At 72.0% G+C, this 25,320-nt stretch carries 20 protein-coding genes; 4 read left to right on the top strand and 16 right to left on the bottom strand.

Annotated elements, in window-relative coordinates:
• Positions 1-73 precede the first annotated feature (73 nt).
• Entirely contained in the window at positions 74-478 is a 405-nt protein-coding gene (locus ACIP9D_RS08810) for a roadblock/LC7 domain-containing protein (protein WP_030329023.1), read from the bottom strand.
• Positions 475-4,146: a nitrate- and nitrite sensing domain-containing protein gene (locus tag ACIP9D_RS08805; protein ID WP_350867434.1), complete on the bottom strand. Its 3,672-nt coding sequence runs from the start codon at positions 4,144-4,146 to the stop codon at positions 475-477. Before ACIP9D_RS08805 ends, ACIP9D_RS08810 begins: the two co-directional genes overlap by 4 nt.
• 502 nt (positions 4,147-4,648) lie before the next feature.
• Here ACIP9D_RS08805 and ACIP9D_RS08800 point away from each other — a divergent pair.
• Positions 4,649-4,969, top strand: coding sequence for a hypothetical protein (locus ACIP9D_RS08800; RefSeq protein WP_350867436.1), 321 nt, complete (start codon positions 4,649-4,651; stop codon positions 4,967-4,969).
• Here the strand turns inward: ACIP9D_RS08800 and ACIP9D_RS08795 are convergent.
• Positions 4,945-6,027: an adenosine deaminase gene (locus ACIP9D_RS08795; protein ID WP_350867438.1), complete on the bottom strand. Its 1,083-nt coding sequence runs from the start codon at positions 6,025-6,027 to the stop codon at positions 4,945-4,947. The genes ACIP9D_RS08800 and ACIP9D_RS08795 overlap by 25 nt on opposite strands.
• A 269-nt stretch (positions 6,028-6,296) precedes the next feature.
• Between ACIP9D_RS08795 and ACIP9D_RS08790 the strand changes: the two genes are divergently transcribed.
• Together ACIP9D_RS08790 and ACIP9D_RS08785 are read left to right on the top strand one after the other, a co-directional pair.
• The gene (locus tag ACIP9D_RS08790) at positions 6,297-7,025 is read left to right on the top strand and encodes a sensor domain-containing protein (RefSeq protein WP_350867440.1); all 729 of its coding nucleotides are present in this window, start codon (positions 6,297-6,299) and stop codon (positions 7,023-7,025) included.
• A gap of 91 nt (positions 7,026-7,116) precedes the next feature.
• The gene (locus ACIP9D_RS08785) at positions 7,117-7,980 is read left to right on the top strand and encodes a putative RNA methyltransferase (RefSeq protein WP_350867441.1); all 864 of its coding nucleotides are present in this window, start codon (positions 7,117-7,119) and stop codon (positions 7,978-7,980) included.
• A gap of 10 nt (positions 7,981-7,990) precedes the next feature.
• Here ACIP9D_RS08785 and ACIP9D_RS08780 read toward each other — a convergent pair whose 3' ends face one another.
• From ACIP9D_RS08780 to ACIP9D_RS08740, 9 genes are all read right to left on the bottom strand, one after another.
• On the bottom strand, positions 7,991-8,671 hold the full coding sequence (locus tag ACIP9D_RS08780; RefSeq protein WP_350867443.1) for a DUF4272 domain-containing protein: 681 nt from the start codon (positions 8,669-8,671) through the stop codon (positions 7,991-7,993).
• Positions 8,672-8,776: 105 nt separating this feature from the next.
• Complete coding sequence (locus tag ACIP9D_RS08775; RefSeq protein ID WP_350867445.1) at positions 8,777-10,057, bottom strand: thymidine phosphorylase; 1,281 nt, start codon at positions 10,055-10,057, stop codon at positions 8,777-8,779.
• Positions 10,058-10,204: 147 nt separating this feature from the next.
• Entirely contained in the window at positions 10,205-10,906 is a 702-nt protein-coding gene (locus ACIP9D_RS08770) for a cytidine deaminase (protein ID WP_350867447.1), read from the bottom strand.
• 15 nt (positions 10,907-10,921) lie between these two features.
• On the bottom strand, positions 10,922-12,202 hold the full coding sequence (locus ACIP9D_RS08765; RefSeq protein WP_350867449.1) for an ABC transporter permease: 1,281 nt from the start codon (positions 12,200-12,202) through the stop codon (positions 10,922-10,924).
• Positions 12,203-12,205: 3 nt separating this feature from the next.
• Complete coding sequence (locus tag ACIP9D_RS08760; RefSeq protein ID WP_350867451.1) at positions 12,206-13,561, bottom strand: ABC transporter permease; 1,356 nt, start codon at positions 13,559-13,561, stop codon at positions 12,206-12,208.
• A 156-nt stretch (positions 13,562-13,717) separates the two neighbouring features.
• Positions 13,718-15,298, bottom strand: a complete 1,581-nt coding sequence (locus tag ACIP9D_RS08755) for an ABC transporter ATP-binding protein (RefSeq protein ID WP_400449608.1) — start codon at positions 15,296-15,298, stop codon at positions 13,718-13,720.
• Between the two features lie 264 nt (positions 15,299-15,562).
• On the bottom strand, positions 15,563-16,630 hold the full coding sequence (locus ACIP9D_RS08750; protein WP_350868777.1) for a BMP family ABC transporter substrate-binding protein: 1,068 nt from the start codon (positions 16,628-16,630) through the stop codon (positions 15,563-15,565).
• Between the two features lie 276 nt (positions 16,631-16,906).
• The gene (locus ACIP9D_RS08745) at positions 16,907-17,248 is read right to left on the bottom strand and encodes a hypothetical protein (protein ID WP_350867453.1); all 342 of its coding nucleotides are present in this window, start codon (positions 17,246-17,248) and stop codon (positions 16,907-16,909) included.
• Positions 17,249-17,361: 113 nt separating this feature from the next.
• On the bottom strand, positions 17,362-18,372 hold the full coding sequence (locus ACIP9D_RS08740; RefSeq protein WP_350867454.1) for a hypothetical protein: 1,011 nt from the start codon (positions 18,370-18,372) through the stop codon (positions 17,362-17,364).
• A 96-nt stretch (positions 18,373-18,468) separates the two neighbouring features.
• Here ACIP9D_RS08740 and ACIP9D_RS08735 point away from each other — a divergent pair, with 96 nt between their 5' ends.
• Complete coding sequence (locus tag ACIP9D_RS08735; RefSeq protein ID WP_350867456.1) at positions 18,469-19,074, top strand: TetR/AcrR family transcriptional regulator; 606 nt, start codon at positions 18,469-18,471, stop codon at positions 19,072-19,074.
• 49 nt (positions 19,075-19,123) lie between these two features.
• Here ACIP9D_RS08735 and ACIP9D_RS08730 read toward each other — a convergent pair whose 3' ends face one another.
• The 4 genes from ACIP9D_RS08730 to ACIP9D_RS08715 form a co-directional block, all read right to left on the bottom strand.
• The gene (locus tag ACIP9D_RS08730) at positions 19,124-20,929 is read right to left on the bottom strand and encodes a glycoside hydrolase family 13 protein (protein ID WP_350867458.1); all 1,806 of its coding nucleotides are present in this window, start codon (positions 20,927-20,929) and stop codon (positions 19,124-19,126) included.
• A gap of 402 nt (positions 20,930-21,331) precedes the next feature.
• Entirely contained in the window at positions 21,332-22,264 is a 933-nt protein-coding gene (locus ACIP9D_RS08725) for a sugar ABC transporter permease (RefSeq protein WP_350867459.1), read from the bottom strand.
• Between the two features lie 67 nt (positions 22,265-22,331).
• Positions 22,332-23,969 (bottom strand): ABC transporter permease subunit, encoded by a 1,638-nt coding sequence (locus ACIP9D_RS08720; RefSeq protein WP_350867461.1) that lies wholly within the window; start codon positions 23,967-23,969, stop codon positions 22,332-22,334.
• Positions 23,969-25,216 carry a maltose ABC transporter substrate-binding protein gene (locus tag ACIP9D_RS08715; protein WP_350867463.1) on the bottom strand — a complete coding sequence of 416 codons (1,248 nt, stop codon included), beginning with the start codon at positions 25,214-25,216 and terminating at the stop codon, positions 23,969-23,971. The genes ACIP9D_RS08720 and ACIP9D_RS08715 overlap by 1 nt, the downstream gene beginning before the upstream one ends.
• Positions 25,217-25,320: the final 104 nt, after the last annotated feature.

Here is a 25,320-nt window from a genome sequence, read left to right as displayed (position 1 = left end):
CCCGGCACCGGCTCCATCCGGTGGAGCCCGTCTTGTCGTCGCTACTGCCCAGCCGACCGTGGTCAGCAGGGCGTCAGCCCAGCATTCCCGCAGCCGCGCGCGGCTGCGGGGTCAGCGCGTCGCCCACCCGGTCGACGAGCAACGCCATCTCGTAGCCGACCTGCCCGACGTCGCTGCTGCGCGCGGCGAGCACCGCGAACGACGAGCCGTCCGAGATGGACATCAGGAACAGGAAGCCATTGTCCATCTCCACGACCGTCTGCAACACCGCGCCTCCCTCGAAGCAGCGGGCCGCGCCCTGGGTCAGGCTGACCAGGCCGGACGAGATGGCCGCCAGTTGGTCGGCCCGGTCACGCGGGAGATCCCTTGACGACGCGAGGAGCAGGCCGTCCGCGGAGACCGCGACCGCGTGCGCGACACCGGGTACCCGGTCGGCGAAGTTGGCGAGGAGCCAACCGAGATCCTGCGTAGTAGTCATCCTTCTTGCTCCTTCTGCCCGCTCCCGGCCACTGGGCCTGAGCCAGACTGCGAGGATTGCTGCCCTCCCGGAGTCGCCTCCGGGCTGGTCGAGTTGCTCTCCGCGGGGTTGCTACGTCCACGCTGCACACCCCGGTGGTAGGCCGAGAGCAGGCCGCGTACACCCTCCGGCGTACGCCGCTGGACGGCCGCGGCGGGCTTTTCCACCGCGCCCGGCACCAACTGTGCCATCGGCGTGCGCTTCGGCAGACCCGTCGTCGTGGTGGCCTGCACCGGCACGTCGGTGGCCGCCGTGGCGGCCCGCCACCCGTCGTCGGCAGCGGTCTGCCAGCCGTTGGTCTGCTGCTGGGGCCGACGGGTGGGCAGGCTCTCGGCGATCGTGGGCCGGCTGCCCCCGTTCGCGGTCGACCCGTTCCCCCGTGGCGCCCCTCCGACCGTCGGAGTCTCTGCCATCGGTGCGTTACCTGTCGTCCCGGGTGGTGTCTTCTGGACGGCCCGGCCGGTGTCGTCCACTGCGGCGAACTGCTGCGTCGTGGCACCGTTCGCCGCCGCCGGCTGTGCGGGTTTCGCCGACTCCTCCGACCCCCGCCGAGCGGTACGGAACCAGGCCGACTCGAGCTCCCGGAAGATCGGCAACTCCATCGTCTCGTCCGCGTAACGCTGCCGGTTCTGGGCCTGCGGGGGCGGCGTGGGTCGGCTCTGCGCCTGCGGCGCGGCCGGCGCGGGAGCCGGCGTCGGCGCGGCCGACGGCTGGCTCTCCGTACCGGGCCGCGGCACCCGCGGCAGCTCGGTCGTCATGTCCAGGGCCGCGGCGAGGCGCTCGGGCACCGGCGGCGTCGCGGCGTCCCGGTCCGCACCGGCGACCGGCGGCCACACCGGCGGCGCCGCGGCGCTCGAGGCCGGCCGCGACGGCAGCTGGTTCGCCGGCGGCGCGGAGTAGGGCTGCCCAGCCGGCGGGGCCGAGTAGGGCTGTCCGGCCGGCGGCGCGGAGTACGGCTGGCCGGCCGGCGGCGCGGAGTACGGCTGACCCGAGTAGGGCTGCCCGGAGTACGGCTGGGCGGAGACCGGCGGCGCCGAGTAGGGCTGCGCCGAGACCGGCGGGCCGGCGTACGGCGACGCCGAGGTCGGCGGGCCGGCATAGGGCGAGGCGGACGTCGGCGGACCGGCGTACGGCGACGCGGAGACCGGCGGACCCGAGAACGGTTGCGCCGAGACCGGCGAGCCGGAGACCGGACCGCCCGAGACCGGCGGCAGCGGCGGTGCGGAGACCGGCGGCGGCGAGTAGGACCCGGCCTCCGGGCTGCTCGGCAGCTGCCGCGGGATGCTCGGCTGCTGGCCGGTGGCCGGCTCGGCCTCACCGTTGTTGCGCCGCTGCGGCAGCGGGTCGATCGGCTGGCCGTTGGGGTTACGCGGGGTGAACGGGCTGGCCGCGTTGGCGCCGGTCGCACCGGTGAGGTCCGACCAGGCCGGCATGGCGGGGACCGAGCCGGCTACCGCCGGGGTGCCCGCGCCGTTGCGCGACGCCGGGTCGAACGGGCGACCGCCGAGGGTCACCTGGTTGCCGGACTCGCTCTGCCGAGCGCCCAACGCGGGCAACGCGCCGAAGGACGGCGTGGGGCCGGCCGTGGGCGGCGGGCCGCCGGCGGAGGCGGGCAGCGCCGGGGCGCCCTGCGCCCGCCCGGCGAGCGCCCGAGGCACCAGGACCGAGGTGGGCAGCGTCACGTCGGCGACGGTCCCCCGGTCGGAGCCGGGGCGCAGCTCGACCCGGACGCCGTGCCGGGCCGCCAGTCGGGCGACCACGACCAGGCCCATCATCCGGGAGACGGCCACGTCCACCTGCGGCGGTGTGGCCAGCCGCTCGTTGAGCTCGTGCAGCTGGTCGCCGCTGATCCCGATGCCGCGGTCCTCGACGTAGAGCGAGGCACGGTCGCCGACCCGACGGGCCTCGACCATCACCTGCGAGTCCGGCGGCGAGAAGGCGGTGGCGTTGTCGAACAGCTCGGCGACCAGGTGCACCAGGTCGTTGACCGCGTGCGCGGCGACCTCGATGTCCCGGTCGATCACGCCGAACTCGATCCGGGTGTAGTGCTCGACCTCGGACTGGGCGGCGCGCAGCACGTCGATCAGCGCGGCCGGCTCCCGCTGGACACGGGTGGAGTCGGCGCCGGCGAGCACCAGCAGGTTCTCGTCGTTACGCCGCATCCGGGTGGCCAGGTGGTCGAGCTGGAAAAGCTCGGCCAGTCGGTCCGGGTCCTCCTCGCCGCGCTCCAGCCGGTCGAGGTGCCCGATCAGGCGGTCGACCAGGATCTGCGAACGGCGGGCGAGGTTGACGAACATCGTCGCGACGGAGGCGCGCAGCGCCGCCTGCTCGGCGGCGGTGCGGACGGCTTCCAGGTGGACCGCGTTGAACGCCTCGGTCACCTGCCCGAACTCGTCCTTGCTGCGCACCGGCAGCGGCTCGGCGATCTGGTTGGCCAGTTGCGCCGGGGAGAGCTGGCCGGTGACCTGCGGGTCACGCAGTCGGGCCACGGCCTGCGGCAGGCCGTACTGGGCCACGGAGAGGGCGCCCTGACGCAGGTCGCGCAGCGAGCGGGCCATCGAGCGGGCGACCAGGTAGGCGAAGAGGATGGCCAGCAGCAGCATGACGAGCAGCAGGCCGGTCTCCAGGAACACCTGCCGCTGCACGTCGGAGCGGATCTCGTCGGCCCGGCTGACCACGTCGCCGTCGAGCCGCGACTCCACCGTACGGATCAGCTTGGCGTTCGCGACCATGGCCGAGTCCCACTGGTCGGGCCCGAACGGAGCGCCGGCCATGCTGCCGGAGGTGTTGCCGTCGAGCCAGCCGGTGTAGGTCTCGGCCTCCCGCCGGTCGCCACCGGCGATGGTCTGGTCGTGGAACCGAGCCTCATCCGGGCTCGCGACCGCCTTGAAGCTCTGCACGGCCTGGTCCGAGCCGGTGCCGCTGGCGATGTAGTCCTTACGCAGCGTCGGGGTCAGCTGCTTCTGCGCCAACGCCCGGTGCACCACCACCCGGCGCAGGGAGAGGAACTCCTTCTCCCGCGCCACGGCGGCGGCGGCCCGCATCCGGTCGCTCAGGTCGTTGTCGCCGGCGAGCTGGGTGGCCGAGTCGCGGATGGCGAGCAGGTTGGTGATCACCGACTCGTACGACTGGGTCGCGTCGACCGGCGTGAGCTTGTTGTTGTAGACCTGGCTGCGGGTGCCCGGCAGATCGGTGAGGCTCTGGTCGATCTGGTCCAGCAGGGTCTCGAGGCTGCCCGGCAGATCGTCGATCGACGACCGCTGGGAGAGGTAGGGACCCTTCGACTGGTCCACCCGGGAGTTGACCCGCCGGTAGGCCTCCTCGTACTGCGCCTTCGCCTGCCCCTGGGGCGCGACCAGCAGCAGCACCGCGGTGGTCCGCTCGTCCTGCAGGGTGTCGATCAGATCACCCGCATAGCCGGAGAGGTTGGCCAGGTCGCCTGCCCGGTTGGCATTGTTGAGCGTCTCCAGGTGGTCGACCAGACCACTGGTGCCCACCACAACCGTGGCGATGGTCGGCACGATCATGATGAGACCGAGCTTGGACCAGATCGGCATGTCCCGGAGCCGGCTGGCCGGCCGGCCCAGCCGCGACAGGAAGGAGCCCGCCGTCTTTGGCCGTTTGCTCACGTCACCGCCCTCGCGATTACAGCTTCAGCGCGTTGCCCCGGGCAACGCCCAGCGACCGACCCGGCGGGTCGGACCCCCGAGATTCCATCACGCCGCCTCGCAAAGAGAAAGCCCAGGTTGGTACCCGCCGATGGTGTGATGAGATGTTGATGCAATTTGATAGCAGACCGTCTGGCCGGAGTTACTGAAGGTAATGAGACACCCGCACCGCGTCGTCCTGCTCGCCGGCCCTTCCGGCTCTGGAAAGTCGTACATAGCCCAACGAACCGGTCTTCCGGTGCTCTGCTTGGACGACTTCTACAAGGAGGGCGATGACCCTACGTTGCCACGCCGGAGCGGCCAGGTGGACTGGGAGTCACCGCTGTCCTGGGACGCCGAGGCGGCCGTGGAAACCATTGCCAAGCTGGCCCGGGAGGGTCGGGCGGAAGTGCCGGTTTATGCGATAGGCGCGGACCGCCGGGTGGCCACCCGGGCATTTGACATAGCCGGATCGCCACTTTTTGTGGCCGAAGGGATTTTCGCCGCCGAGATTGTCGCGGAGTGCCAACGGCGCGGGTTGCTCGCCGGGGCGTACGCCCTGCGCCGGCCGCGCGGCGCCACCTTCCTCCGCCGGCTCAGCCGCGACCTGGCCGAGCAGCGCAAGGGGCCCCGCGTCCTGCTGCGCCGCGGGTTGGCGCTGTTGCGTGCCGAGCCGGCGGTGCTGCGCCGGCAGACCGGGCTGGGCGCCGAGGCGGCCCGGGGCCGAGAGGTGCTACGCCAGGTGGCCAGCCTGCTCGCCGGCCACCCGCAGCGCGCCGATCAGTCGAGCAGCAGCTCCGCGTAGGCCGGCTTGATCACCTCGTCGATAATCCGCAGCCGCTCGTCGAACGGGATGAAGGCGCTCTTCATCGCGTTGATGGTGAACCACCGCAGTTCGGCCCAGCCGTAGCCGAAGGCGTCGACCAGCAGCGCCATCTCCCGGGACATCGACGTGCCACTCATCAGCCGGTTGTCGGTGTTCACCGTCACCCGAAAGCGCAGGTCGCGCAGCAGCCCGATCGGATGCTCGGAGATCGAGGCCGCGGCGCCGGTCTGCACGTTCGACGACGGGCAGAGCTCCAGCGGGATCCGCTTGTCCCGGACGTACGCGGCCAGCCGGCCGAGCACCGGCTCGGGCCCGGTGGTGATGTCGTCCACGATCCGCACCCCGTGGCCGAGCCGGTCCGCGCCGCACCACTGGATGGCCTGCCAGATCGACGGCAGCCCGAACGCCTCGCCGGCGTGGATGGTGAAGTGGAAGTTCTCCCGCTGGAGGTACTCGAAGGCGTCCAGGTGCCGGGTCGGCGGGAAGCCCGCCTCCGCGCCGGCGATGTCGAAGCCCACCACGCCGGCGTCCCGGTGCCGCACGGCCAGCTCGGCGATCTCCTGCGAGCGGGCGGCGTGCCGCATCGCGGTGAGCAGCGTGCCGACCCGGATCGGGGTGCCGGCCGCGGCGGCCTGGGCACTGCCCTCGGCGAAGCCGACGAGCACCGCCTCGACCACCTCGTCGAGGCTGAGGTCCCGCTCCAGGTGCTGCTCCGGGGCGAAGCGCACCTCGGCGTAGACCACCCCGTCTGCGGCCAGGTCGAGCGCGCACTCGCGGGCGACCCGACGCAGCGCGGGCGCGGTCTGCATCACGGCGACGGTGTGCGCGAACGTCTCCAGGTAGCGCTCCAGCGAGCCGGAGGCAGCCGCCTCGACGAACCAGCTCCCGAGCGCCTCGGCGTCGGCCGTGGGCAGCTCGTGCCCCACCTCCGCTGCCAGCTCGACGATCGTCGCCGGCCGCAGGCCACCGTCCAGGTGATCGTGCAGCAGCGCCTTCGGAACCTTGACGATGTCCTCGTACCGGATAGTCGCGACCATGCTCAGACCCTAGTCAGCCGCGCGCGCGACCGCGCCGGGACCGACCGCGCCCGTTCCGGGCGCCACTCGTAGACCCGCTCGACGGCGAGCCGGAGCACCAGGCGGCCGTCGGCGACCATGGCCGCCCGTGCGTCCTCTCCGGCGCGGAGGGGTCACCACCCCGTTGCCGGTGATGCCAGCACCACCATGGACTGTGGTGCGCACACCATCGAAGCGGCCCACCGATCCACCTAGCGTCAAGGCTGGGCTGACGAGCGGTGGAGGCGGCGATGGGGACCACGATGACGACGGGCGTCGGCGGCGCGGCCACCGGTCACCGGTGGCCCGGCCCCACCAGGACCGGCGGGGAGCAGGAGCCGGTGAGCATCGCCGGTCAGGCGCTACGAGATCTCGGCCACCTGCTGGCCGGCGGGCCGGTCGCACTCGCCGGCGGGCTGCTCGCCCTCGGCACCCTCGCCGGTGCCGCGCTGAGCCCGGCCGGCATCGGCCTGCCGCTGCTCGACCGGGCGGTGACCCGGTCCCGCGCCGTGCTGGACCGACAACGCCGGCGGGTGGCGGGCGAACCGGTGATCTCGCCGTACCGCCCCGCGACCGGGTCGCTCACCGCCCGGCTGGCGGTGCTGACGACCGATCCGGCCACCTATCGGGACCTGCTCTTCCAGCTCGTCCACCTGCCGGTCACCGCCCTCGGGGTGCTGCTGCCGGTGGTGTGCTGGCTCGGCGCGGCGCAGGGGCTGGCCGCACCGGTGCTGCACGGAATCCGACCCGGCCTGATCGACCCGTACCCCGGCCTGCCCGTCGACTCCCCCGCGCTGGCCGCCGTGGTCGGGCTGCTGGTGGCGTCCCTCGCGTACCGGCTGCCGCGCGGCCTGGTCGAGCTGGACGCCCGGCTGACGCGGGCCCTGCTCGGGCCGACCACCCGCGACAGCCGGGCGGCCTTCGATCCGCCGGCCGGTGGGCCTACCGTGGTCCAGGTGGAGCTACCGTGCCGATCGTGAACGCCGAGGAGTCGAAGCCGCTCCGGGGCGCGGTGCCGACCCGTGCCCACGGCCGGGCCCGCTTGGCGCCGACCCGTCCGGACGCCTGAGCATGGACGCTCGCATCCTCGACCGGCTGCGCTGCCCGGTCTGTGGCGAACCGCTGACCGAGACGGTCGCCGGCACCGCCCAGGCGTTGCGCTGCCCGCGCCGGCACAGCTTCGACGTGGCCCGGCAGGGCTACGTCAACCTGCTCGCCGGTCGCGCCCCGCACGTCGGCGACAGCGCCGAGATGGTGGCCGCCCGCGCCGACTTCCTGGCCGCCGGGCACTACGACCTGATCTCGACCGCGCTCGCCGAGGCGGCGGTGGCCGCGACGCCACCGGTCGCCGGGGCGTACCCCCTGGTGGTGGACGCCGGCGCCGGAACCGGCCGGTACCTGGCGGCGGTGCTGGCGGCGCTGCCGGACGCCGTCGGTCTGGCTCTGGACGTGTCGAAGCCGGCGCTGCGCCGGGCCGCCCGGGCCCACCCGCGGGCCGCGGCGGCGCTCGCCGACACCTGGCAGCGGCTGCCGCTCGCCGACGGCGCGGCCCACCTGCTGCTGAACGTCTTCGCGCCGCGCAACGGTCCGGAGTTCCGCCGGGTGCTGCACCCGGCCGGGGCGCTGCTCGTGGTGACCCCCGCCGAGGAGCACCTCGCCGAGCTGGTCGCCCCGCTCGGGCTGCTCCGGGTCGATCCGACCAAGGAGGACCGGGTGGCCGGCAGCCTCGGCGCGCAGTTCACCCGGGTGGGCGGCGCGCTGCACCGGAGCGAGCTGACGCTGACCCGACCCGAGGTGGCCACGCTGGTGGGCATGGGGCCCAGCGCCTGGCACACCGACCCGGCCGGGCTGGCCAGCCGGATCGCCGCGCTGGCCGAACCGGTCCGGGTGACCGTCGCGGTCCGGCTCGCCGTGTGGCGGCCCACCCCGAGCTGACCGGCGGGGTTCAGGTGGAGAGGTCGACCTCTTCCCAGCCGGGAGGCTCGTCGTGGTACGGCCCGCGGAGGATCACCGCCCACTCCAGCGCCCACCGCCGCTGACCGATCGCGTTCGCGTCGACCAGCCCGGGCAGCGTCTTGCCGTGCCGCTCCATCTCCAGGTACGCCCAGTCCAGGCAGTAGTGCAGGTCGAGCAGGGCGGCGGCGTCGGCCGGGTGCTGCGGCGCGGCGAGGATCCGGGACCGCCACTGGCCGAAGGTCTCCCCGCCGGCGATGTGCGGCATCCGCTCGACCAGCCGTTCGTCGACCGGCAGCGTCGGGTCGAGCACCTTGGTCAGGCCGAGCACCCAGGCGAGCGAGAAGAGCGCGTCGTGGTGCAGCACGAACGAGCGGTGGTCGCCCTTGCTGCCGGTGACGAACTGCCACTCCGGCGGGGTGACCATCTCGACCAGGTGCGACGCGAGCAGCCAGCTCATCGCGGCCTGCGGCGGCATCCCGAAGCAGCGGGCCAGGATCAGGTGCAGCACGGCGATCCGGGCCTCGATCTCCACCCTGGGACGCAGCTCGATCTGGTCGTCGGGCTCCCAGACGAGCGGGAACTGCGGGGGCGGCAGCGGCAGGCCCAGCCGGGACAGCTCGTCCAGGCTCGCCTCGCGCACCTCACGTGGGTCGGGGGCAGGTACGGTCACGGCGAATTCCCTTGCTCGCGACGACTCAGCGCCGGTTGTCCCCCCTTGGCCAGGCAGGATAGCGGTCCCAGGTGGCCGACGACACGCCGCCCCGGCGCCGCGGGGTCAGCCTATCCGCTCCATCACCAACGGTGCCGTCACCGGCGCGCTCGGTGAGATCCGTACCGCGCGGGCGGCCTCGGCCAGCGCCGCGGGCAGCCGGTCGGACTGCTCGGCGCGCAGCTCGTAGAGGGGTTCGCCGGCCCGCACCGGGTCACCCGGCCGCTTGTGCAACAGGATCCCGGCCGGCACGCTGACCGGGTCCTCCTTGCGGGCCCGGCCGGCGCCGAGCCGCCACGCGGCGACTCCCATGGCGTACGCGTCGATCGACTCGACGAACCCGTCGGCCGGCGCCGCGACCACCTCGACCTCGGGAGCGGTCGGCATCGGCGCGTCCGGGTCACCGCCCTGGGCGCGGATCATCGCCCGCCAGGAGTCCATCGCCCGGCCGTCGCGGAGCGCTGCCGCCGGGTCGGCGTCCGGCAGGCCGGCCGCGTCGAGCATCTCCCGGGCCAGGGCCAGCGTCAGCTCGACCACGTCGGCCGGACCGCCGCCGGCCAGCACCTCGACCGACTCGGTCACCTCGACCCCGTTGCCGATGGCCCGGCCGAGCGGGGTGGACATGTCAGTGAGCAGGGCAACGGTCCGTACGCCGTGCGCCCCGCCCAGCTCGACCATGGTGCGGGCCAACTCGCGGGCGTGCTCGACGGACTTCATGAACGCACCCGAGCCGACCTTGACGTCGAGCACCAGCGCGCCGGTGCCCTCGGCGATCTTCTTGCTCATGATCGAACTGGCGATCAGCGGAATCGCCTCGACGGTGCCGGTCACGTCGCGCAGCGCGTACAGCTTCCGGTCGGCCGGGGCGAGGCCCGCGCCGGCCGCGCAGATCACCGCGCCGACGTCGCGCAGCTGGGTGATGAACTCGTCGTTGCTCAGCGCCGCCCGCCAGCCCGGAATCGACTCGAGCTTGTCCAGCGTGCCGCCGGTGTGCCCGAGGCCCCGTCCGCTCAGCTGCGGCACGGCGGCGCCACAGGCGGCCACCAGCGGGGTGAGCGGCAGCGTGATCTTGTCGCCGACCCCGCCGGTGGAGTGCTTGTCGACCGTCGGCCGGTCGACGGCCGAGAGGTCCAGCCGTTCTCCGCTGGCGATCATCGCGGCGGTCCACCGGGCGATCTCCGGGCCGGTCATCCCGCGCAGCAGGATCGCCATGGCCAGCGCCGACATCTGCTCGTCGGCCACCACGCCCCGGGTGTACGCGTCGACCACCCAGTCGATCTGCGCGTCCGACAGCACCCCGCCGTCCCGCTTCGCCCGAATAACATCAACCGCCGCAAACTCACTCATCAAAAAAGATCTTTCCTAGTCGAATGGCAGAACCGGCCAGCGGACCGTGCCCACCGGGGGCCGGGGCCGTCCGCGCCCGGCGGAGGGATCAAGCCTGACCGCCCGGAGCCGGGCGCGGTCGGCCCCGGCCCTGAAGCTCAACCACGATCAACCCCAGCGAACAGGGATCTCCATCGGCGGCTCGCCCTCGCCGGCCCAGAAGATGCCGCCGTTCGCGTCGACGACCACCACCCGGGGCGTACGGGCCAGCCCCCAGGTGATCGCCTCAGCCGGGTCGTCCCAGCTCGGGCCCTCTTCCAGCACCCCGGTCTCGGCCTGCGCGTCGTCCCCGGCGGACCGCTCCCAGTACGCCGTCCAGACCTGCTGGCCGGCGTTGAGGTCGGCGTGCACGAAGACCGTGCCCCGGCCTCGCCAGGCGGCCAGCCGCTCCGGCACCACCGGCAGCGGGGTCTCCCCGATCACCGCGTCCAGGTCTTCCACGCCGAACGCGTGCGGCAGCAGCTCGGCCATCCGTAGCGGGCGGCCCTTCGTCTCGACCAGGCACTCCGGGCCGCCGTTCTCCCAGAGCAGCTGCCGGCACCGGCCGCAGGGCATCAGCGGCTCGCCGGTCGCGTCCACGCAGGAGAGCGCGACCAGCCGGCCGCCACCGGTGGCGTGCAGCGAGGAGACCACGCCGCACTCGGCGCAGAGCACGACGCCGTACGCGGCGTTCTCCACGTTGCAGCCGACCACCACCCGGCCGTCGTCGACCAGGGCGGCCGCCCCGACCGGAAACTTCGAGTACGGGGCGTACGCATGCCGCATCACCTCGACGGCGGCGGCGCGCAGTTGGGTCCAGTCGATCTCCATGTGGTGCTCTCCCCGTCAGCCCTTGATGTACGGCTTGCCGTCCGCGGCCGGTGCCCGCACCCTACCGACCAGCCCGGCCACCGCCAGGATCGTCGCCAGGTAGGGCAGCATGGCCAGGAACTGGCTGGGGATCACACTGTTGATCGCGCCCAGGTAGGTGGCGAGCTGGTCGGCGAAGCCGAAGAAGAGCGCGGCGAGCAGCGCGCCGGTCGGGTTCCACCGGCCGAAGATCAGCGCAGCCAGCGCGATGAAGCCCTTGCCGCCGATCATGTTCTTGGTGAACGAGTACAGCGCCAGCGTGTACGACGCGCCGCCGATGCCGGCGACCACACCGGCCAGCAGCACGTTGCGGTAGCGCAGCCCGAGCACCCGGACGCCGAGTGTGTCGGCGGCGATCGGGTGCTCGCCGACCGAGCGGGTCCGCAGACCCCACCGGGTGCGGAACAGCCCGAGGTGGATCACCAGCACCAGCAGCAGGCCGAGGTAGAGGAAGATGTTGCCCCGGAACAGCGCCGGCCCGAGCACCGGGATGTCCTTGAGCAGCGGGATCTCCCAGTTGCTGAAACGGGGCGCGCTGTTGTACTTCTCCGCGTTGGTCTGCATCAGCCGCTCGTAGAGGAAGCCGGTGACGCCCACCGCGAGCAGGTTCAGCACGATGCCCATGACGGTCTGGTCGACCAGGTAGCGGATGGAGAAGACCGCCAACAGCAGCGAGATGGTCGCACCGCCGATCGCCGCCGCGACCAGACCTACCCAGACGCTGCCGGAGATGCTCCCGAAGAGCGCGCCGCTGAACGCCCCCATCAGCAGCTGCCCCTCGATGGCCACGTTCACCACACCGGAGCGCTCGCAGAGCACCCCGGCGAGCGCGCCGAAGATCAGCGGCAGGGCCAGGATGAAGGTGCCCCGCAGGATGTTGACCAGCGGCATGAAGTTCTGCCCGGTCGGAGCCGCGGAGACCTGCCAGCAGAGGAAGGAGAGCACGAAGCCGACCAGCCCCACGCCGAGCACGGTGAGGAACCAGCGCTTCGGGAGCCCGGCGAGCAGCGCCGCGCCGGCGGCGGCCGCGATCGCCCCGAAGAGGATCCCGCCGACCGTGCCGTTGATCTCCAGGGCGGCGCCGGCGGCGTCCTCGCTGAGTGTGAACCGGGCCTGCTGGTCGGTGGCGAGCGCGCCGAACAGCACCGCGGCCAGCAGGCCGAGTGCCAGCAGCACGAGGCCAGCCTTGCGGCTACGGGTCCAGAAGCCCTCGTCGACCGGAGCAACCGCGACGTCGGGGACAGCCATGGTGGACATGAGTTACCAGCCCTTCGCCAGGCTCGTCTGCAGCCGGGCGGCCCGTGCGGCCCGGAGCTGGAAGATCGCCTTCACCAGGGCCGGCGCGGCGATGAAGATGACGATCAGCGCCTGGAGCACGGTGACCAGCTCCAGCGAGATCCCGGAGTACGACTGCATCCGGTTGCCGCCGGCCTGGAGTGCGCCGAAGAGCAGCGCGGCGAGCGCGACGCCCCACGGCTTCAGGCGGCCGAGCAGCGCCACCAGGATTCCGTCGAAGCCGATCTGCGCCACCACCAGCGGCGTGAGCGCGCTGGCGGTCGAGCCGAGCACCATGTTCGAGCCGCCCAGGCCGGCCAGGAGTCCGGCGAACACCATGATGAGGACGAACGTCCGGGTGACGCTGATGCCGGCGGTGCGGGCGGCGTCCGGGTTGGCGCCCACGGCCCGCAGCTCGAAGCCGAGCGTGGAGCGGTTGAGCAGCCACGCCACCGCCCAGGTGGCCAGCACGGCGAGCAGGATGCCGGAGTGCACCCGGAGGTTGTCGCCGAGCAGCCGGGGCAGCTGGGCCGAGGGGTCCACGGCCTTGCTGATCGCGTCGGTACGCGTCGGGTCCTGCACGCCGTTCTGCACGATGAGCCAGGTCAGGAAGTACGTGGCGACGTAGTTGAGCATGATCGTGATGATCACCTCGTGCGCGCCGGTGCGCGCCTTGAGGATGCCCGGGATGAAGCCCCAGATCGCACCGCCGAGGGCACCGGCGAGCACCGCGACGAGCAGGTGCAGGCCGGGCGGGAGTGGCAGCAGGAAGCCGGCCAACGCGGCCAGGATCACGCCGATGGTGGCCTGGCCCTGGGCGCCGATGTTGAACAGACCGCCGCGGAAGGCGAGCGCCACCGAGAGGCCGGTGAAGACCAGCGGCGCGGTGTAGGTGAGCGTCTCGGAGATCGGCGCGAGCACCGCCTGCCACCCGTTGTCACCGTTCAACCAGCCCGAGAAGGCCTCCGGGTCGAAGACGGAGCCCTTGAACAGGTTGGCGTACGCCTCGCTGACCAGCGTCCAGCTGGCGCTGAACGCGTCCGACGGGCGGGCGGTGATGTAGGAGTAGGTCGACAGGACTTCCGGATCCGAGATGATCATCAGGATGCCGCCGACCACGATCGCCAGCACCAGCGAGAGCAGGGTGACCGTGAAGGTGTTGGCCGCCCAGAGGTTGTCCAGGAACAGCCGGCCGAGCGAGGGCCGCGGCTCGGGCGCGCCGCTCTGCGGCGTCGTCGCCGGCTCCGCCCGCTCGGTGTTGCCGAGCGCGTTCTGCGCCGCCTGCGCCTTGCTCGCCGGCTCCTTGTCGGGCGAACCCGACTGCGGAATGGGGTCGCTCATGCCGGCACTCCGCTGCGCTCCGCGCCGGCATGAGGCTCGGCCGCACTGCACCTGATGATTCGCTCGCTGCGCTTGCTCATGCCGGCACTCCGCTGCGCTCCGCGCCGGCATGAGGCTCGGCCGCACTGCACCTGATGATTCGCTCGCTGCGCTCGCTCATGCCTCGTCCTCGCTACCTGGGCCCTCGGCGGACGCCGCGCCACCGTCGCTCGCCGCCGCGCCACCGGTCTGCCCGGACGCCGCGCCGTCGGCCGGCTCGGCCGCCGGGCCACGAACCTGTTCGGCCGCCACGTCCGGCGCGATGCCGGCCATCAGCAGGCCGATCTCCTCGCGCGGGGTCTCCGGGCCGACGATGCCGATGATCCGGCCGCGGTACATCACCGCGATCCGGTCGGCCAGCCCGATCACCTCGTCCAGCTCGCTGGAGACGACCATGACGGCGGTGCCGATGTCCCGCTCCCGGATGACCCGGCTGTGGATGAACTCGATGGATCCCACGTCCACGCCGCGGGTCGGCTGGGCGGCGATGAAGAGCTTCAGTGGTCGGGAGAGCTCCCGGGCCACGATCACCTTCTGCTGGTTGCCGCCGGAGAGGGTGCCCACCGGCGCGTCGGCCGAGGAGGTGCGCACGTCGAACTGCGCGATCCGCTCCTTCGCCGAGGCGGCGATGGCGTCCGGCTTGAGCGAGAGTCCCTTGCCGAACGGCGCCCGGTCGTAGATGTCCAGCACCAGGTTCTCGGCGACGCTGAACTCCTTGACCAGCCCGTCGACGCTGCGGTCCTCGGGCACGTAGCCGACGCCGGCCCGGAGCACCTTCTTGGTCGCCCAGCCGTCGATCCGGTCGCCGTCGAGGGTGACCGTGCCGGCGAGCACCGGGCGCAGGCCCATGATCGCCTCGATCAACTCGGTCTGGCCGTTGCCCTGCACACCCGCCACGCCGAGCACCTCACCGGCGCGCACGGTCAGGTCGATGCCGTCGACCGCGCGGATCTGCCGGTCGTCGTCCACCACCAGCCCGGCGACCTCGAGCACGGGCCGGCCCGGGGTGGCCTGGGCCTTCTCCACGGTGAGCCGGACGTTACGGCCGACCATCAGCGCGGCCAGCTCGTCCCGGCTCGCCTCGGGGGAGGCCGTGCCGACCGTCTTGCCGCGCCGGATCACGGTGATCCGGTCGGCGATCGCCTTCACCTCACCGAGCTTGTGGGTGATGAAGACGATCGACTTGCCGGCGGCCTTGAGCGACCGCATGACGGCCAGCAGTTCCTCGGTCTCCTGCGGGGTGAGCACCGCGGTCGGCTCGTCGAGGATGAGCAGGTCGACGTCACGGGTGAGCGCCTTGACGATCTCCACCCGCTGCTGGATGCCGACCGGCAGGTCCTCGATCACCGCATCCGGGTCGACCCGCAGGTTGTATCGCTCGGAGACCGCGGTGACCTGGCGGCGGGCTCGCCGCCGGTCCAGGAAACCGGCGATACCGCCCCGCACCTGTTCGGCGCCGAGCATGATGTTCTCGGCCACCGTGAAGACCGGCACCAGCATGAAGTGCTGGTGCACCATGCCGATCCCGGCGGCGATCGCGTCGGACGGACCCTTCAGCTTCAGCGGCTCGCCGTCGACAAGGATCTCGCCCTCGTCGGGCTGATAGAGCCCGTAGAGCACGTTCATCAGGGTCGACTTGCCCGCGCCGTTCTCGCCGAGCAGGGCGTGAATCTCTCCAGGCTCCACCGTCAGGTCGATGTGATCGTTGGCGACCAGATCACCGAACCGCTTGGTGATGCCGCGCAGTTCGAGTCTCAGCGCAACCTCCTGGAGTGCGAGCGATGGTGCAGCGTAGCTGCCGGTCGACCCGCCCGCTGACCGGGCCGGGCGCCGTGGCGGGCGCGCGATCGGCCGCTCCGGCCCGCCGGGGTGAATGCCCCCGCCGGGCCGGAGCGGCCGGATCGGTCGTACCTGTTACCGCCGGCTCCACCCGATGATCTCACCGGTGGGACCGGCCAGTCGTCACTTGGTCGGCTGGGCCTTCGAGGTGACGGTGATGGTGCCGGCGGAGATGTCCGCCTTGATCTTGTCGACCTCGGCCTTCAGCTCGGCCGGAACCTTGCTGTCGAAGTCGTGGTACGGGGCGATCGAGACGCCGGTGTTGGCCAGGGTGCCGACGAAGCCCGGCTGGGCCGGAAGCTTCTCGCCACCGGCGGCCTTGAGCACGGCCTCCTTGACGGCCTCCGGGATGTTCTTGACCACGGTGGTCAGGATCGCGGAGCAGTCCGGCGTGCTCTCGCAGCCGTCGACGTCCACCCAGATGGTGCTGTACTTGCCACCCGAGGCCTTGGCCGCGGCGGTGGTGCCGAGGCCGGAGCCGCCGGCGACCGGCATGATGATGTCCGCACCCTGGGCGACCAGCGTGTCGGAGACCTTCTTGCCCTCGTCCTGCTTGGCGAAGTCGTTGGTGAAGGAACCCTTCTGGGTCTCCTTGTTCCAGCCCAGCGCCTGGACGTTCTTGCCCTTGGTCTTGTTGTAGTGCGCGACGCCGTCGACGAAGCCGTCCATGAAGATGGTCACCGGCGGGATCGGCAGGCCACCGTAGGTGCCCACCTTGCCGGTCTTGCTCATCCCGGCGGCGAGGTAGCCGGCCTGGAAGGCGGCCTGCGCGGTGTCGAACTGCATCGGGTAGACGTTGGCGTCACCCGGGTTGGCGTCGACGATGCCGAACTGCTGGTTCGGGTTCGCCTTGGCGATCTTCGAGGTCGCGTTGGCCATCAGGCCACCGACAGCCAGGATGAAGTCGCACTTCTGGTTGACGAACTGCGTCAGGTTCGGCTCGTAGTCCGCCTCGGCCTTCGAGGCCACGAACTTGGTCTCGATGTTGCCGTTGGCGGCCTTGGCCTCCTCGAGACCCTTCCAGGCCGAGGTGTTGAACGACTTGTCGTCGATGCCGCCGACGTCGGTCACCATGCAGGCGGTGAACTTCTTGCCGCCGTCACCGGCGCCGTTGTTCTCATCCGGCGCCTCGCCACAGGCGGCGGCGCTCAGCACGAGCCCACCCGCCGCCACGATCGAGGCGATCCGCATCCCACGCACCGAGCGCAAGACGTCTCCTTCCCATTGCACACCGCGCCTAGTGCGGTGGCAGCCCTTGAGCCGGCTTGCGCTGTGCCGCCGGCGTCCCACGTTACGGACGGGAGCGTACGCCCGCGCCCACCCACCGGCCGACAATCGTGCACGACTGTTGAGTGCCTGTTACCCCTACGTAACCCTTCGGTGGGGCAGATCACTCTTCGTGCCGGTAGACGCGCGCCCAGGCGTGGCGAAACGTCCGGTTTCGCGGACGTCGCCGCAAGCCTGACGTTACCGCCAGAACACCGCCACCGCCGCGTTGACCAGGGTCAACCCGACAATTGCGAGGAAGTGACCCCGGTTGACGTCGGCCCGCTTGCGGGAGAAGAAGACCATTACGAAGATCAGCAGCGCGATGACGCCCTTCGTAACAAGCTTCGCCGGTGCCGGCTCGTCCCCGTCGCGCAGCGGCGCGCTGAGCCCGATACCGGTCAGCAGCTGGATCACGGCACCCCAGAGCATGGCCGCGTTGATCCGCAGCCGGCCGCTCGCGTACTGGGCGATCGAACCGCCCAGCAGCAACGCGAACCCGACGAGATGGACGTAGAGAAGGATCAGCCTCAGTGCTTCCACGGGCACCATCCTCCCCTATCAACGACACTTTGTAGTAGGGGGGCGGCGGGCGCGGCGAGCCGCGGCCCGCCGAGCAGGGCAGACGGCCGCCGTCCGGCCTGCGGCCCGGCCGGTCAGCCCGCGGGCACCGCGGCACGCTCGGCCGCCGCCGGACCGCCGACCGCCGGCGCCGATCCGGCCCGCCGGGCGAGCAGGACCAGGAGCAATCCCGTCACGGCGTATCCGGCGAGGATCGCCATCGCCTGGCCGGCGCCGGCGCCACCGAAGAAGGCGGCGGAGCGCAGCGCGGTGCCGCCCGCGCCGACCGGCAGCCACTGCCCGATCTCGCCCCAGGGCTGCGGCAGCAGCTCCGGGGCGGCGGAAACCGCCGAGAGCGGGTTACCGACCAGGAAGACCAGCAGTGCGCCCAGCCCGATCCCCGGCCGGCCGAGCACCGCACCCAGCCCGGCGACGGTGGCCGCGGCGGCGAGCGCGAAGAGCCCGATCACGCCTCCCTCGGCGAGCCGGTCCCCGCCGATCACGCCCAGCCAGTCGTGCAGCACGACGACACCCGCCGCCCCGGCGAGCACGGCGTACGCCGCCAGCCCGGCCAGCCGGGCGGCCCGCCCGCGCACCAACAGGGTCAGCAGCGCACCGGCCAGCAGGCTGGTCATCGCGAACGGCAGGAAGCCGGCGGCGAACCCGGCACCACGGGGGTCGTCCGGATCGGCGGGGACCACCGGGACGACGGGCACCGGCCGGCCGGCGGAGAGCTGCCCGGCCGCCTCGGCGAGCAGGGCGGCGACCGTCGGGCTGGCGGCGGGTGCGGTGTGCAGGGTGACGCCGTCCGGGCCGGCCACGAAGGCCGCGTAGACCTCGCGGTCACGCAGCGCCCGGTCGGCCGCCTCGGCATCCGGCAGGGTGGTCACCGCGAAGGCGCCGGGCCGGCCCGCGGCGAGTCGGCCGGCCAGTTCCCCGGCCACGGGTGCCGGCCCGGCGACGGCGATCGGCAGGTCACGGGGGGCGAGATTGGCCGCCGGGGCGGCGAAGAGCGGTACGAGCAGCGCCTGCACCGCCACCGCCAGGACGGCGACCAGGAGGGCGAGCTGCAACGGCGAGCGGCTGCGGGTGGGCGATGAGGACACGGCAGTCTCCTAAAACGAACGCTCGTTCTCTGAAACGAGCGTGAACCCTGAGCCGTCGATGTGTCAAGAACGAACGTTCGCTTTACACTGTGTGGCGTGCCACGAGTCTCCGAAGAACACCGCGCCGCCCGCCGCCGGCAGATCGTCGAGGCCGCTCGCCGGTGCTTTCTGCGGGAGGGCTTCCACCGCACCTCGATGCAGGACGTGATCGCCGAGGCGGATCTCTCGGTGGGCGCGGTCTACCGCTACTTCCCGAGCAAGACCGACCTGATCAACGCGATCGCCGAGCAGGCGATCGGCGGCGCGGGTCAGGTGCTCACCGAGCTGACCCGCCAGGACCCGCCGCTGCCGCTGTTGGCGGTGCTCGACCGGGTGCTGGCGTACATCGAGACCCAGCTCGAGGACGACGGCGCGCTGCGCATCGCGATCCAGGTCTGGGGCGAGTCGCAGCGCGATCCCGCGCTGGCCGCCTTCGTCGCCGAGAAGTACGCCGGCTTCCGCGAGCACTTCACGGCCCTGGTCCGGCGGGCCCAGCGCTCCGGCGAGCTGCCCGCCGACGCCGACCCGGAGGCCGCCGGCGCGGCGCTGTTCGGCCTGGTCCCGGGCTGGTTCATCCAGCGCCTGCTGACCGGCGTCCCCGACCGCGCGACCTACCTGACCGGGGTGGCCGCCCTGCTCGGCGCGACCCCGCGGTCGGTCTGAATCCCGCCTACGGAGGTCCGCACCGGCCAGCCGGAGCGCGTGTCCGCGCTCAGCTCAGCCGCCAGACCTGGAAGGTGGGGCCGTCGCCCGGCAGCGCCACCGCGCCGTCCCGGTCGGGCCGCAGCGCGGGCGCGCCGCCGTACAGGTTCTCGCCGACCGGAAGCCCGGTCAGCCGGACCGGCTCGGCGGCCGACCGTCGGGCCAGCACCAGCACCGAGCCCGCCGGTGACTCACGCAGGAAGATCAGAGTGTCCGGGTCGGAGCGCAGCCAACGCAGGCCGCCGTGGCGTAGCGCGGGCTCGGCGCGACGCAGCGCGAGCAGCGACCGGTACGCGGCGAAGGTCCCCGCGTCCCAGCTCTCCGGCCGGTGCCAGGGCATCGGGGTACGCGAACCCTCGCCGTTGACGCCGGTCAGGCCGAGTTCGTCTCCGGCGAAGATCATCGGAGTGCCGGGCATGGTGGCGAGCAGCCCGGCCGCCACCTCCTGCCGGGCGGCGTCGCCGACCACGGTCCGGATCCGGGCCGAGTCGTGCGAGCCGAGCAACTGCCACGAGTGGGTGTACGAGCGCCAGGAGACCAGTGACCGGAAGGCGTGCATGGTGGACAGCACCGCCTCGGCGTCCCGGCGGCGCACCCCGCCCGGGGTGCCCAGGAAGTTCGGCACCGGCTGATCGCCGTGGCGCAGCCAGGACCAGACCGGGTCGGTGAAGCCGACGTAGTTCATGGTCCCGTGCCAGCCGTCGCGGTCCAGGTCACCGGTGTGGTCGTGCCCGTGCTCGGCCATCACCAGGCCGTCCGGCCGGGTCTGCGCCACCACGGCCCGCAGCAGCGCGGCCACCTCGTGCGTGTACGCGTCGGCGCCCCGCCGACCGGTCATGTTCGCCACGTCCACCCGCCAGCCATCCAACCGGTACGGCTCGCGAAGCCAGCGGCGCAGCAGCGAGTCAGGCGCGGTGGCGAAGCGACGGCGCAGCTCGGCGCTGCCCCAGTTCAACTTCGGCAGCGACCTGACCCCGTTCCAGGACTCGTAGTCGCCGGTCACCTCGTCGAAGTAGTACAGCTCCCGCTCGGCAGCGCGGACGTCGGCGGTGGCCGCGGTGAACCAGCGGTGCGCGTCGCCGGTGTGGTTGCTGGTGATGTCGCCGAGCAGCCGCCAACCGCGGGCGTGCACCGCGTCGGCGAGCCGGGCCAGCGCGGCGTCCCCGCCGAGCAGCGGGTCGACGGTGTCGAAGCTCGCCGCGTCGTAGCGGTGGTTGGAGCGGGCCGGGAAGATCGGGGTCAGGTAGACGGTGTTCACCCCGAGCCGGTCCAGGTGGTCCAGCCGCTGGACGACGCCGTCCAGGTCGCCGCCGTAGAACTGGTGTGGTGTCTCCGGGCCCCGCCCGATCACCGGCGTCTCCCAGTCGCACGGGATCGCCCAGTCCGGCAGCACCCGGCCGTCCGCGCTCGCGGAGCGGGCGAACCGGTCCGGGAAGATCTGATAGATCACGGCGTCCCGCGCCCAGGCCGGCGGCGGGGCGTGACTGACCAGCTTGAAGTCGCCGTGGTCCGGGACGTCGTGGCCGACCACCCCGGCGGCGTTCAGCCAGCGGTGGCCACGGCCGCCGGTGAGCAGGAAGCGGTAGTTGCTGACCGGGTTGCGGACCTCGACCGGAGCACGCCACCAGACCTCGTCGCCGTCGACCCGGTCCACCACCGCCTCGGTGAACCGGGGTTCGCCGTCACCTGTGGTGCGGACGTGCACCTGCCGGACGTCGGCGCCGGCCGGCGCCCGGACGAAGACGTCGACGGTGTCACCGAGCGAGGGCTCCTGCTCGGGTACGTGAAGAGCGGAGCCGTCGTGGTGCGCGAGCACGGCAGGGGTCCTTCCGTTGCGGGCTGGGCTGGGCGTTGCACGGCGGGCTTGGCGGCGGCGGGCGACAGGGCGGTGTGACCCGGCCGGGCTGAGCCGAGGCCGGGCTGGGCTGGGCCGAGGCCGGTCCCCGTCGGACGCCTTTGCTCTGTTTCAGCCGAGGCAACGGCGACCGTCCGGATGTCGGACAGTGGCCGTTGCCGTCGCTGAAGCAGAGCAAAGGACGCGACGGACGCTGCCGGGCCGGCCGGGCACCCCGGTGCCGACGCCTCAAAACGCGGGACCCGACATCGACTCCGCGGAGTAGCACCACGACACCGACGCCGCGGAGTAGCACCACGACACCGACGCCGCGGAGTAGCACCACTCACCTCGCCCTCGGCGACGAGCGGCCACCCCTCCGATTCACCCTTTCACCGCTCCGGAGGTCAGGCCGGAGACGATGTAGCGCTGCAGGAGTTGGAAGACCAGCACCGTGGGGATCGCGGTGAGCAGGGTGGCCGCCGCGAACATCCCGAAGTTGTTGTTCCGCTCGCCGGCCACCATGCCGTACATGCCGACCGCGAGGGTCTTCGACTCGGTGTCGGTGAGGAACACGTTGGCGAGCATGAACTCGTTGATCGTGCCGATGAAGGAGAGCAGCGCGGTCACCGCCAGGATCGGCGCGACCAGCGGCAGCATGATCCGGAAGAAGACCTGGGCGTGCGTCGCGCCGTCCATGGTGGCCGACTCGTCCAACTCCCTCGGCAGGGTGTCGAAGAAGCCCTTCATCAGCCAGGTGTTCACGCCCAGCGCACCGCCCATGTAGAGCAGGAACAACCCCCAGGGCGTGTTGAAGCCGATCCCCGGCCACAGGTCGGTGATCGTTGTGAAGATCAGGAAGATCGCCACGACCGCCAGGAACTGCGGAAACATCTGGATCAGCAGCAGCGCGAGCAGCCCGATCCGGCGGCCCGCGAAGCGCATCCGGGAGAAGGCGTACGCCGCCAACGCGGAAAGGAAGATCGACACCAGCGCGGCAAGACCGGCGACGAGCAGGCTGTTGGCGAACCAGCGGGCGAACGCGAACTGCGCGAAGAGGTTGCCGAAGTTCTCCACCGACACCCCGTCGGTCGGCACCAGTTCGGTGGACGAGAGCGTGCCGCGCGGGTTGAGTGCCGCGGAGAGCACGAACACGATCGGGAAGAGGCTGAACACCACCGCCAGCACCCCGACCAGGTGCCGCCAGCCGACCTGGCGGAACCAACGGCCCCTCGACCCGCCGCGCGAGTTGCGGTTGACGACCGACGCGCCACTGGCCGTTTCACCGGCGGTCCGGACCCCGCTGAGCGTGCTCATGCCGGCACTCCGCTGCGCTCCGTGCCGCCATGAGGCCTGAGTCGATGATTCGCTCGCTGACGCTCGCTCATGCGTACACCTCCTCCTGCTTGCGGGTACGTCGGAAGCTGATCGCCGAGACGGTCGCGACGATCGCGAAGATGAAGATCGAGACCGCGGCGGCCGTGCCGTACTCGGCGCCCTGGGAACCGAAGGCCAGCCGGTAGGTATAGGTGATCAGCAGGTCCGTCGCCCCGTTGCGCGGGTTGTCCGCCGGGAACGGGCCGCCCTCGGTGGTCAGCCAGATCGCGTTGATGTTGTTGAAGTTGTACGCGAACGACGCGATCAGCAGCGGAGAGAGCGCGACCAGCAGCAGCGGCAGGGTCACCGCGCGGAACGACTGCCAGGGTGACGCCCCGTCGACCGACGTCGCCTCGGTCAGCTCCGCGGGTATGGCCTGCAACGCGCCGGTGGCCACCAGGAACATGTACGGGTAGCCGAGCCAGAGCTGCACCAGCAGCACCGCGGCCCGCGCCGACCAGTCCTGGCCGAACCAGTCGACGCCGAGCCCGAACAGGTTGTTGACCAGGCCGAAGTCGGTGTTGAACATGTCCCGCCAGACCAGCAGCATCGCGAACGACGGCATGGCGTACGGCAGGATCAGCAGCACCCGGTAGAGGTTGGTGCCGCGCACCCGCGGCGAGTGCAGCGCCAGCGCGATGGCCATACCGAGCAGGAAGGTGAGCCCGGTGGAGCCGATCGCGAAGCCGAAGTTCCAGATCAGGGTGCCGAAGAACGGCCCGGAGATGTTCGGGTCGGTCAGCACCCGGCTGAAGTTCGAGAGCCCGACGTTGACTTTCCAACCCTGGGCCAGCCGCTCGCCGTCGGCGGCGACGAAGGAGCCGGTCTCCTCGTCCGCCGACCAGGACTTGCCGGTCTCGCTGTCCCGCACGCAGTCGCAGCCGGCGTCGTACGCCCGGACCGCCTTGCCCTCGTAGGCGCGGGTCAGCCCGGTGGACCGGATCGCGCCGCCGACGGTCGGCACGACCAGGTCGGTGATCTCCTGACCGCGAGCGCCGGCCTGGCCGAAGTTCAGCACGGTGTAGCCGTCGGCGGCGGTGACCTTGCCGCCCGGTGCGACGGTGACGTCGGCCGGGTCGAGCTGGCGCAGCCCCTCGGCGTCGCCGACCGAGACGGTGCCGGTGCTCGGGTCGGTGACCAGGAAGACCAGCGGACCGGCGGCCGGGTCACCCTTCGTGGCGATGGAGAGGGCGTACTCGACGGAGCCGGGGACCTGCTTGACCGAGGCGGTCTGGATGGCGACGACCGCGTCGTCCTTGCTGCCGCGGTGCCCGTCGCCGAAGTTCGTGAAGGCGGTGCTCGCCGTGTAGAGCACCGGGAACACCTGGAACGCGATCAGGAAGAGCGTTCCGGGAACCAGGTACTTCGCCGGGATGTGCCGGGGGGTGAGGTAGAGGTAGAACAGGCCGGCCGTGGTCGCCGCCAGCAGGGCCAGCCCGACCCACTTCTCCGCCTCGACCAGCGGGAAGGCGGCCCAGGTGGCGATGCCGGCGGTCAGGCCGAGCAGGACCACCTTGACCGCCAGTCCGGTCAGGGTGGTCGGCGCGTGGTCACGCGCGGCGCGTTGCCCCGGGGGCCGGGAGCCGACGGGCTCCCGGCCCGGGGCCTGCTGGGCAGACCCCGGGCCGGACAGCGGCGCGTTCATTACTTGATCTGGCCAGCGATCGTCTTGCCGGCCGCCGTGATCGTCTTGGCCGGGTCGGCGCCGCCGATGACGGCTGCCTCCGCCTTGCCGAACGGGTCCCAGATGGCGGCCATCGCCGGGATCGCCGGGAGCACCTGGCCGTTCTTGCCGGCCTCGGTGAACTTGGCCAGGTCGGGGTCGGTGCCCTTGACCTGGTCGAGCGCGGCGGTCAGCGCCGGCGGGCGGGGCTCGGCGTTGTAGAGCGCGACGGCCAGGTCCGGCTTGGTCACGTAGTTGGCCACGAACTCCTGCGCCAGCGCCTTGTTCTTGCCCTTCGACGCGACGTAGAACGCCTGGACGCCGACGAACGGCTGGGCCTCCTTGCCGCCGGCGAAGCCGGGGACCGGGGAGATGTCGTACTTGATGCCGGCCTTCTTGGCGTCCGCGATGGCCCACGGGCCGGAGACCAGGAAGGCGCACTTCTTGGCGCCGAAGGTGGCGATCGAGTTCTCGCCGGTGATGGAGCGCTTCAGCGCCCCCTCGCCCTTCTCGCCGAGCGCGCCGATCTTCTTGAACGCCTCGATCGACTCCGGCTTGCCCACGCCCAGGTCCTTCGGGTCGTAGTCGCCGTTGGCCGCGGTGCCGAAGAGGTAGCCGCCGGCCGAGGTGTAGAGCGGGTAGATGTGGTACGCGTCGCCGTTCTGGCCGGACTGGAGGCAGAGGATCTCGCTGGCCTTCTTGTCCGCCTTGAGCTTCTTTCCGGTGGCGACCAGGTCCTCGATGGTCTTCGGCGCCTCGGGAGCCAGCTCGGTGTTGCGGATCAGGGCGAGGTTCTCCATCGCGTACGGCGCACCGTAGAGCTGGCCGTTGAAGGTGACCGCCTTGACCGCGGTCTCGTTGAACGCGCTCTTCTGCTCGGCGGCGAGCTGCACCGGGTCGATGGCGCCGTTCTGCACCAGGTTGCCGATCCAGTCGTGCGCGCCGACCACGACGTCGGGTCCGCTGCCCTGCTGCGAGGCGGTCACGAAGTTGGTCTGCAGGTCCTTGGAGACGGCCTGCACCTCGACGGTGACGCCGTTCTCCTGGCCGAACTTCTCGGCGAACGGCTTGAGGGCGGCGGTCCGCTTGTCGTCGGCCCAGATCACCAGCTTGCCGCCGGCGGCCTTGGGGGATTCGTTCGTGGCCGGCTCGTCGCTGTCGCCGCCACAGCCCGAGGCGGCGAGCGCCAGGGCGAAGACGGCGACCACACCCGCGGTACGGATGCGCATCGGTACTCCTGTCGTCGTGGCGGGTCCGCCGGGGGAAGGGCGCCCGCCAGTGGGAACCTGAGAAAGTTCTTGCCAACCGGCGCACGGTTACGGCGCCGCTGCTG

Origin of the sequence: Micromonospora sp. NPDC093243 (assembly GCF_044753725.1) — a bacterium.
GTDB lineage: Bacteria > Actinomycetota > Actinomycetes > Mycobacteriales > Micromonosporaceae > Micromonospora.
This window is presented reverse-complemented; position numbering and strand designations above follow the sequence as displayed.

Coding starts and splice junctions, on each gene's coding strand:
- ACIP9D_RS08810 (WP_030329023.1), bottom strand. CDS start 478: ATGACTACTACGCAGGATCTCGGTTGGCTCCTCGCCAACTTCGCCGAC.
- ACIP9D_RS08795 (WP_350867438.1), bottom strand. CDS start 6,027: ATGGTCGCGACTATCCGGTACGAGGACATCGTCAAGGTTCCGAAGGCG.
- ACIP9D_RS08790 (WP_350867440.1), top strand. CDS start 6,297: ATGGGGACCACGATGACGACGGGCGTCGGCGGCGCGGCCACCGGTCAC.
- ACIP9D_RS08785 (WP_350867441.1), top strand. CDS start 7,117: ATGGACGCTCGCATCCTCGACCGGCTGCGCTGCCCGGTCTGTGGCGAA.
- ACIP9D_RS08775 (WP_350867445.1), bottom strand. CDS start 10,057: ATGAGTGAGTTTGCGGCGGTTGATGTTATTCGGGCGAAGCGGGACGGC.
- ACIP9D_RS08770 (WP_350867447.1), bottom strand. CDS start 10,906: ATGGAGATCGACTGGACCCAACTGCGCGCCGCCGCCGTCGAGGTGATG.
- ACIP9D_RS08765 (WP_350867449.1), bottom strand. CDS start 12,202: ATGTCCACCATGGCTGTCCCCGACGTCGCGGTTGCTCCGGTCGACGAG.
- ACIP9D_RS08760 (WP_350867451.1), bottom strand. CDS start 13,561: ATGAGCGACCCCATTCCGCAGTCGGGTTCGCCCGACAAGGAGCCGGCG.
- ACIP9D_RS08750 (WP_350868777.1), bottom strand. CDS start 16,630: ATGCGGATCGCCTCGATCGTGGCGGCGGGTGGGCTCGTGCTGAGCGCC.
- ACIP9D_RS08725 (WP_350867459.1), bottom strand. CDS start 22,264: ATGAGCACGCTCAGCGGGGTCCGGACCGCCGGTGAAACGGCCAGTGGC.
- ACIP9D_RS08720 (WP_350867461.1), bottom strand. CDS start 23,969: ATGAACGCGCCGCTGTCCGGCCCGGGGTCTGCCCAGCAGGCCCCGGGC.
- ACIP9D_RS08715 (WP_350867463.1), bottom strand. CDS start 25,216: ATGCGCATCCGTACCGCGGGTGTGGTCGCCGTCTTCGCCCTGGCGCTC.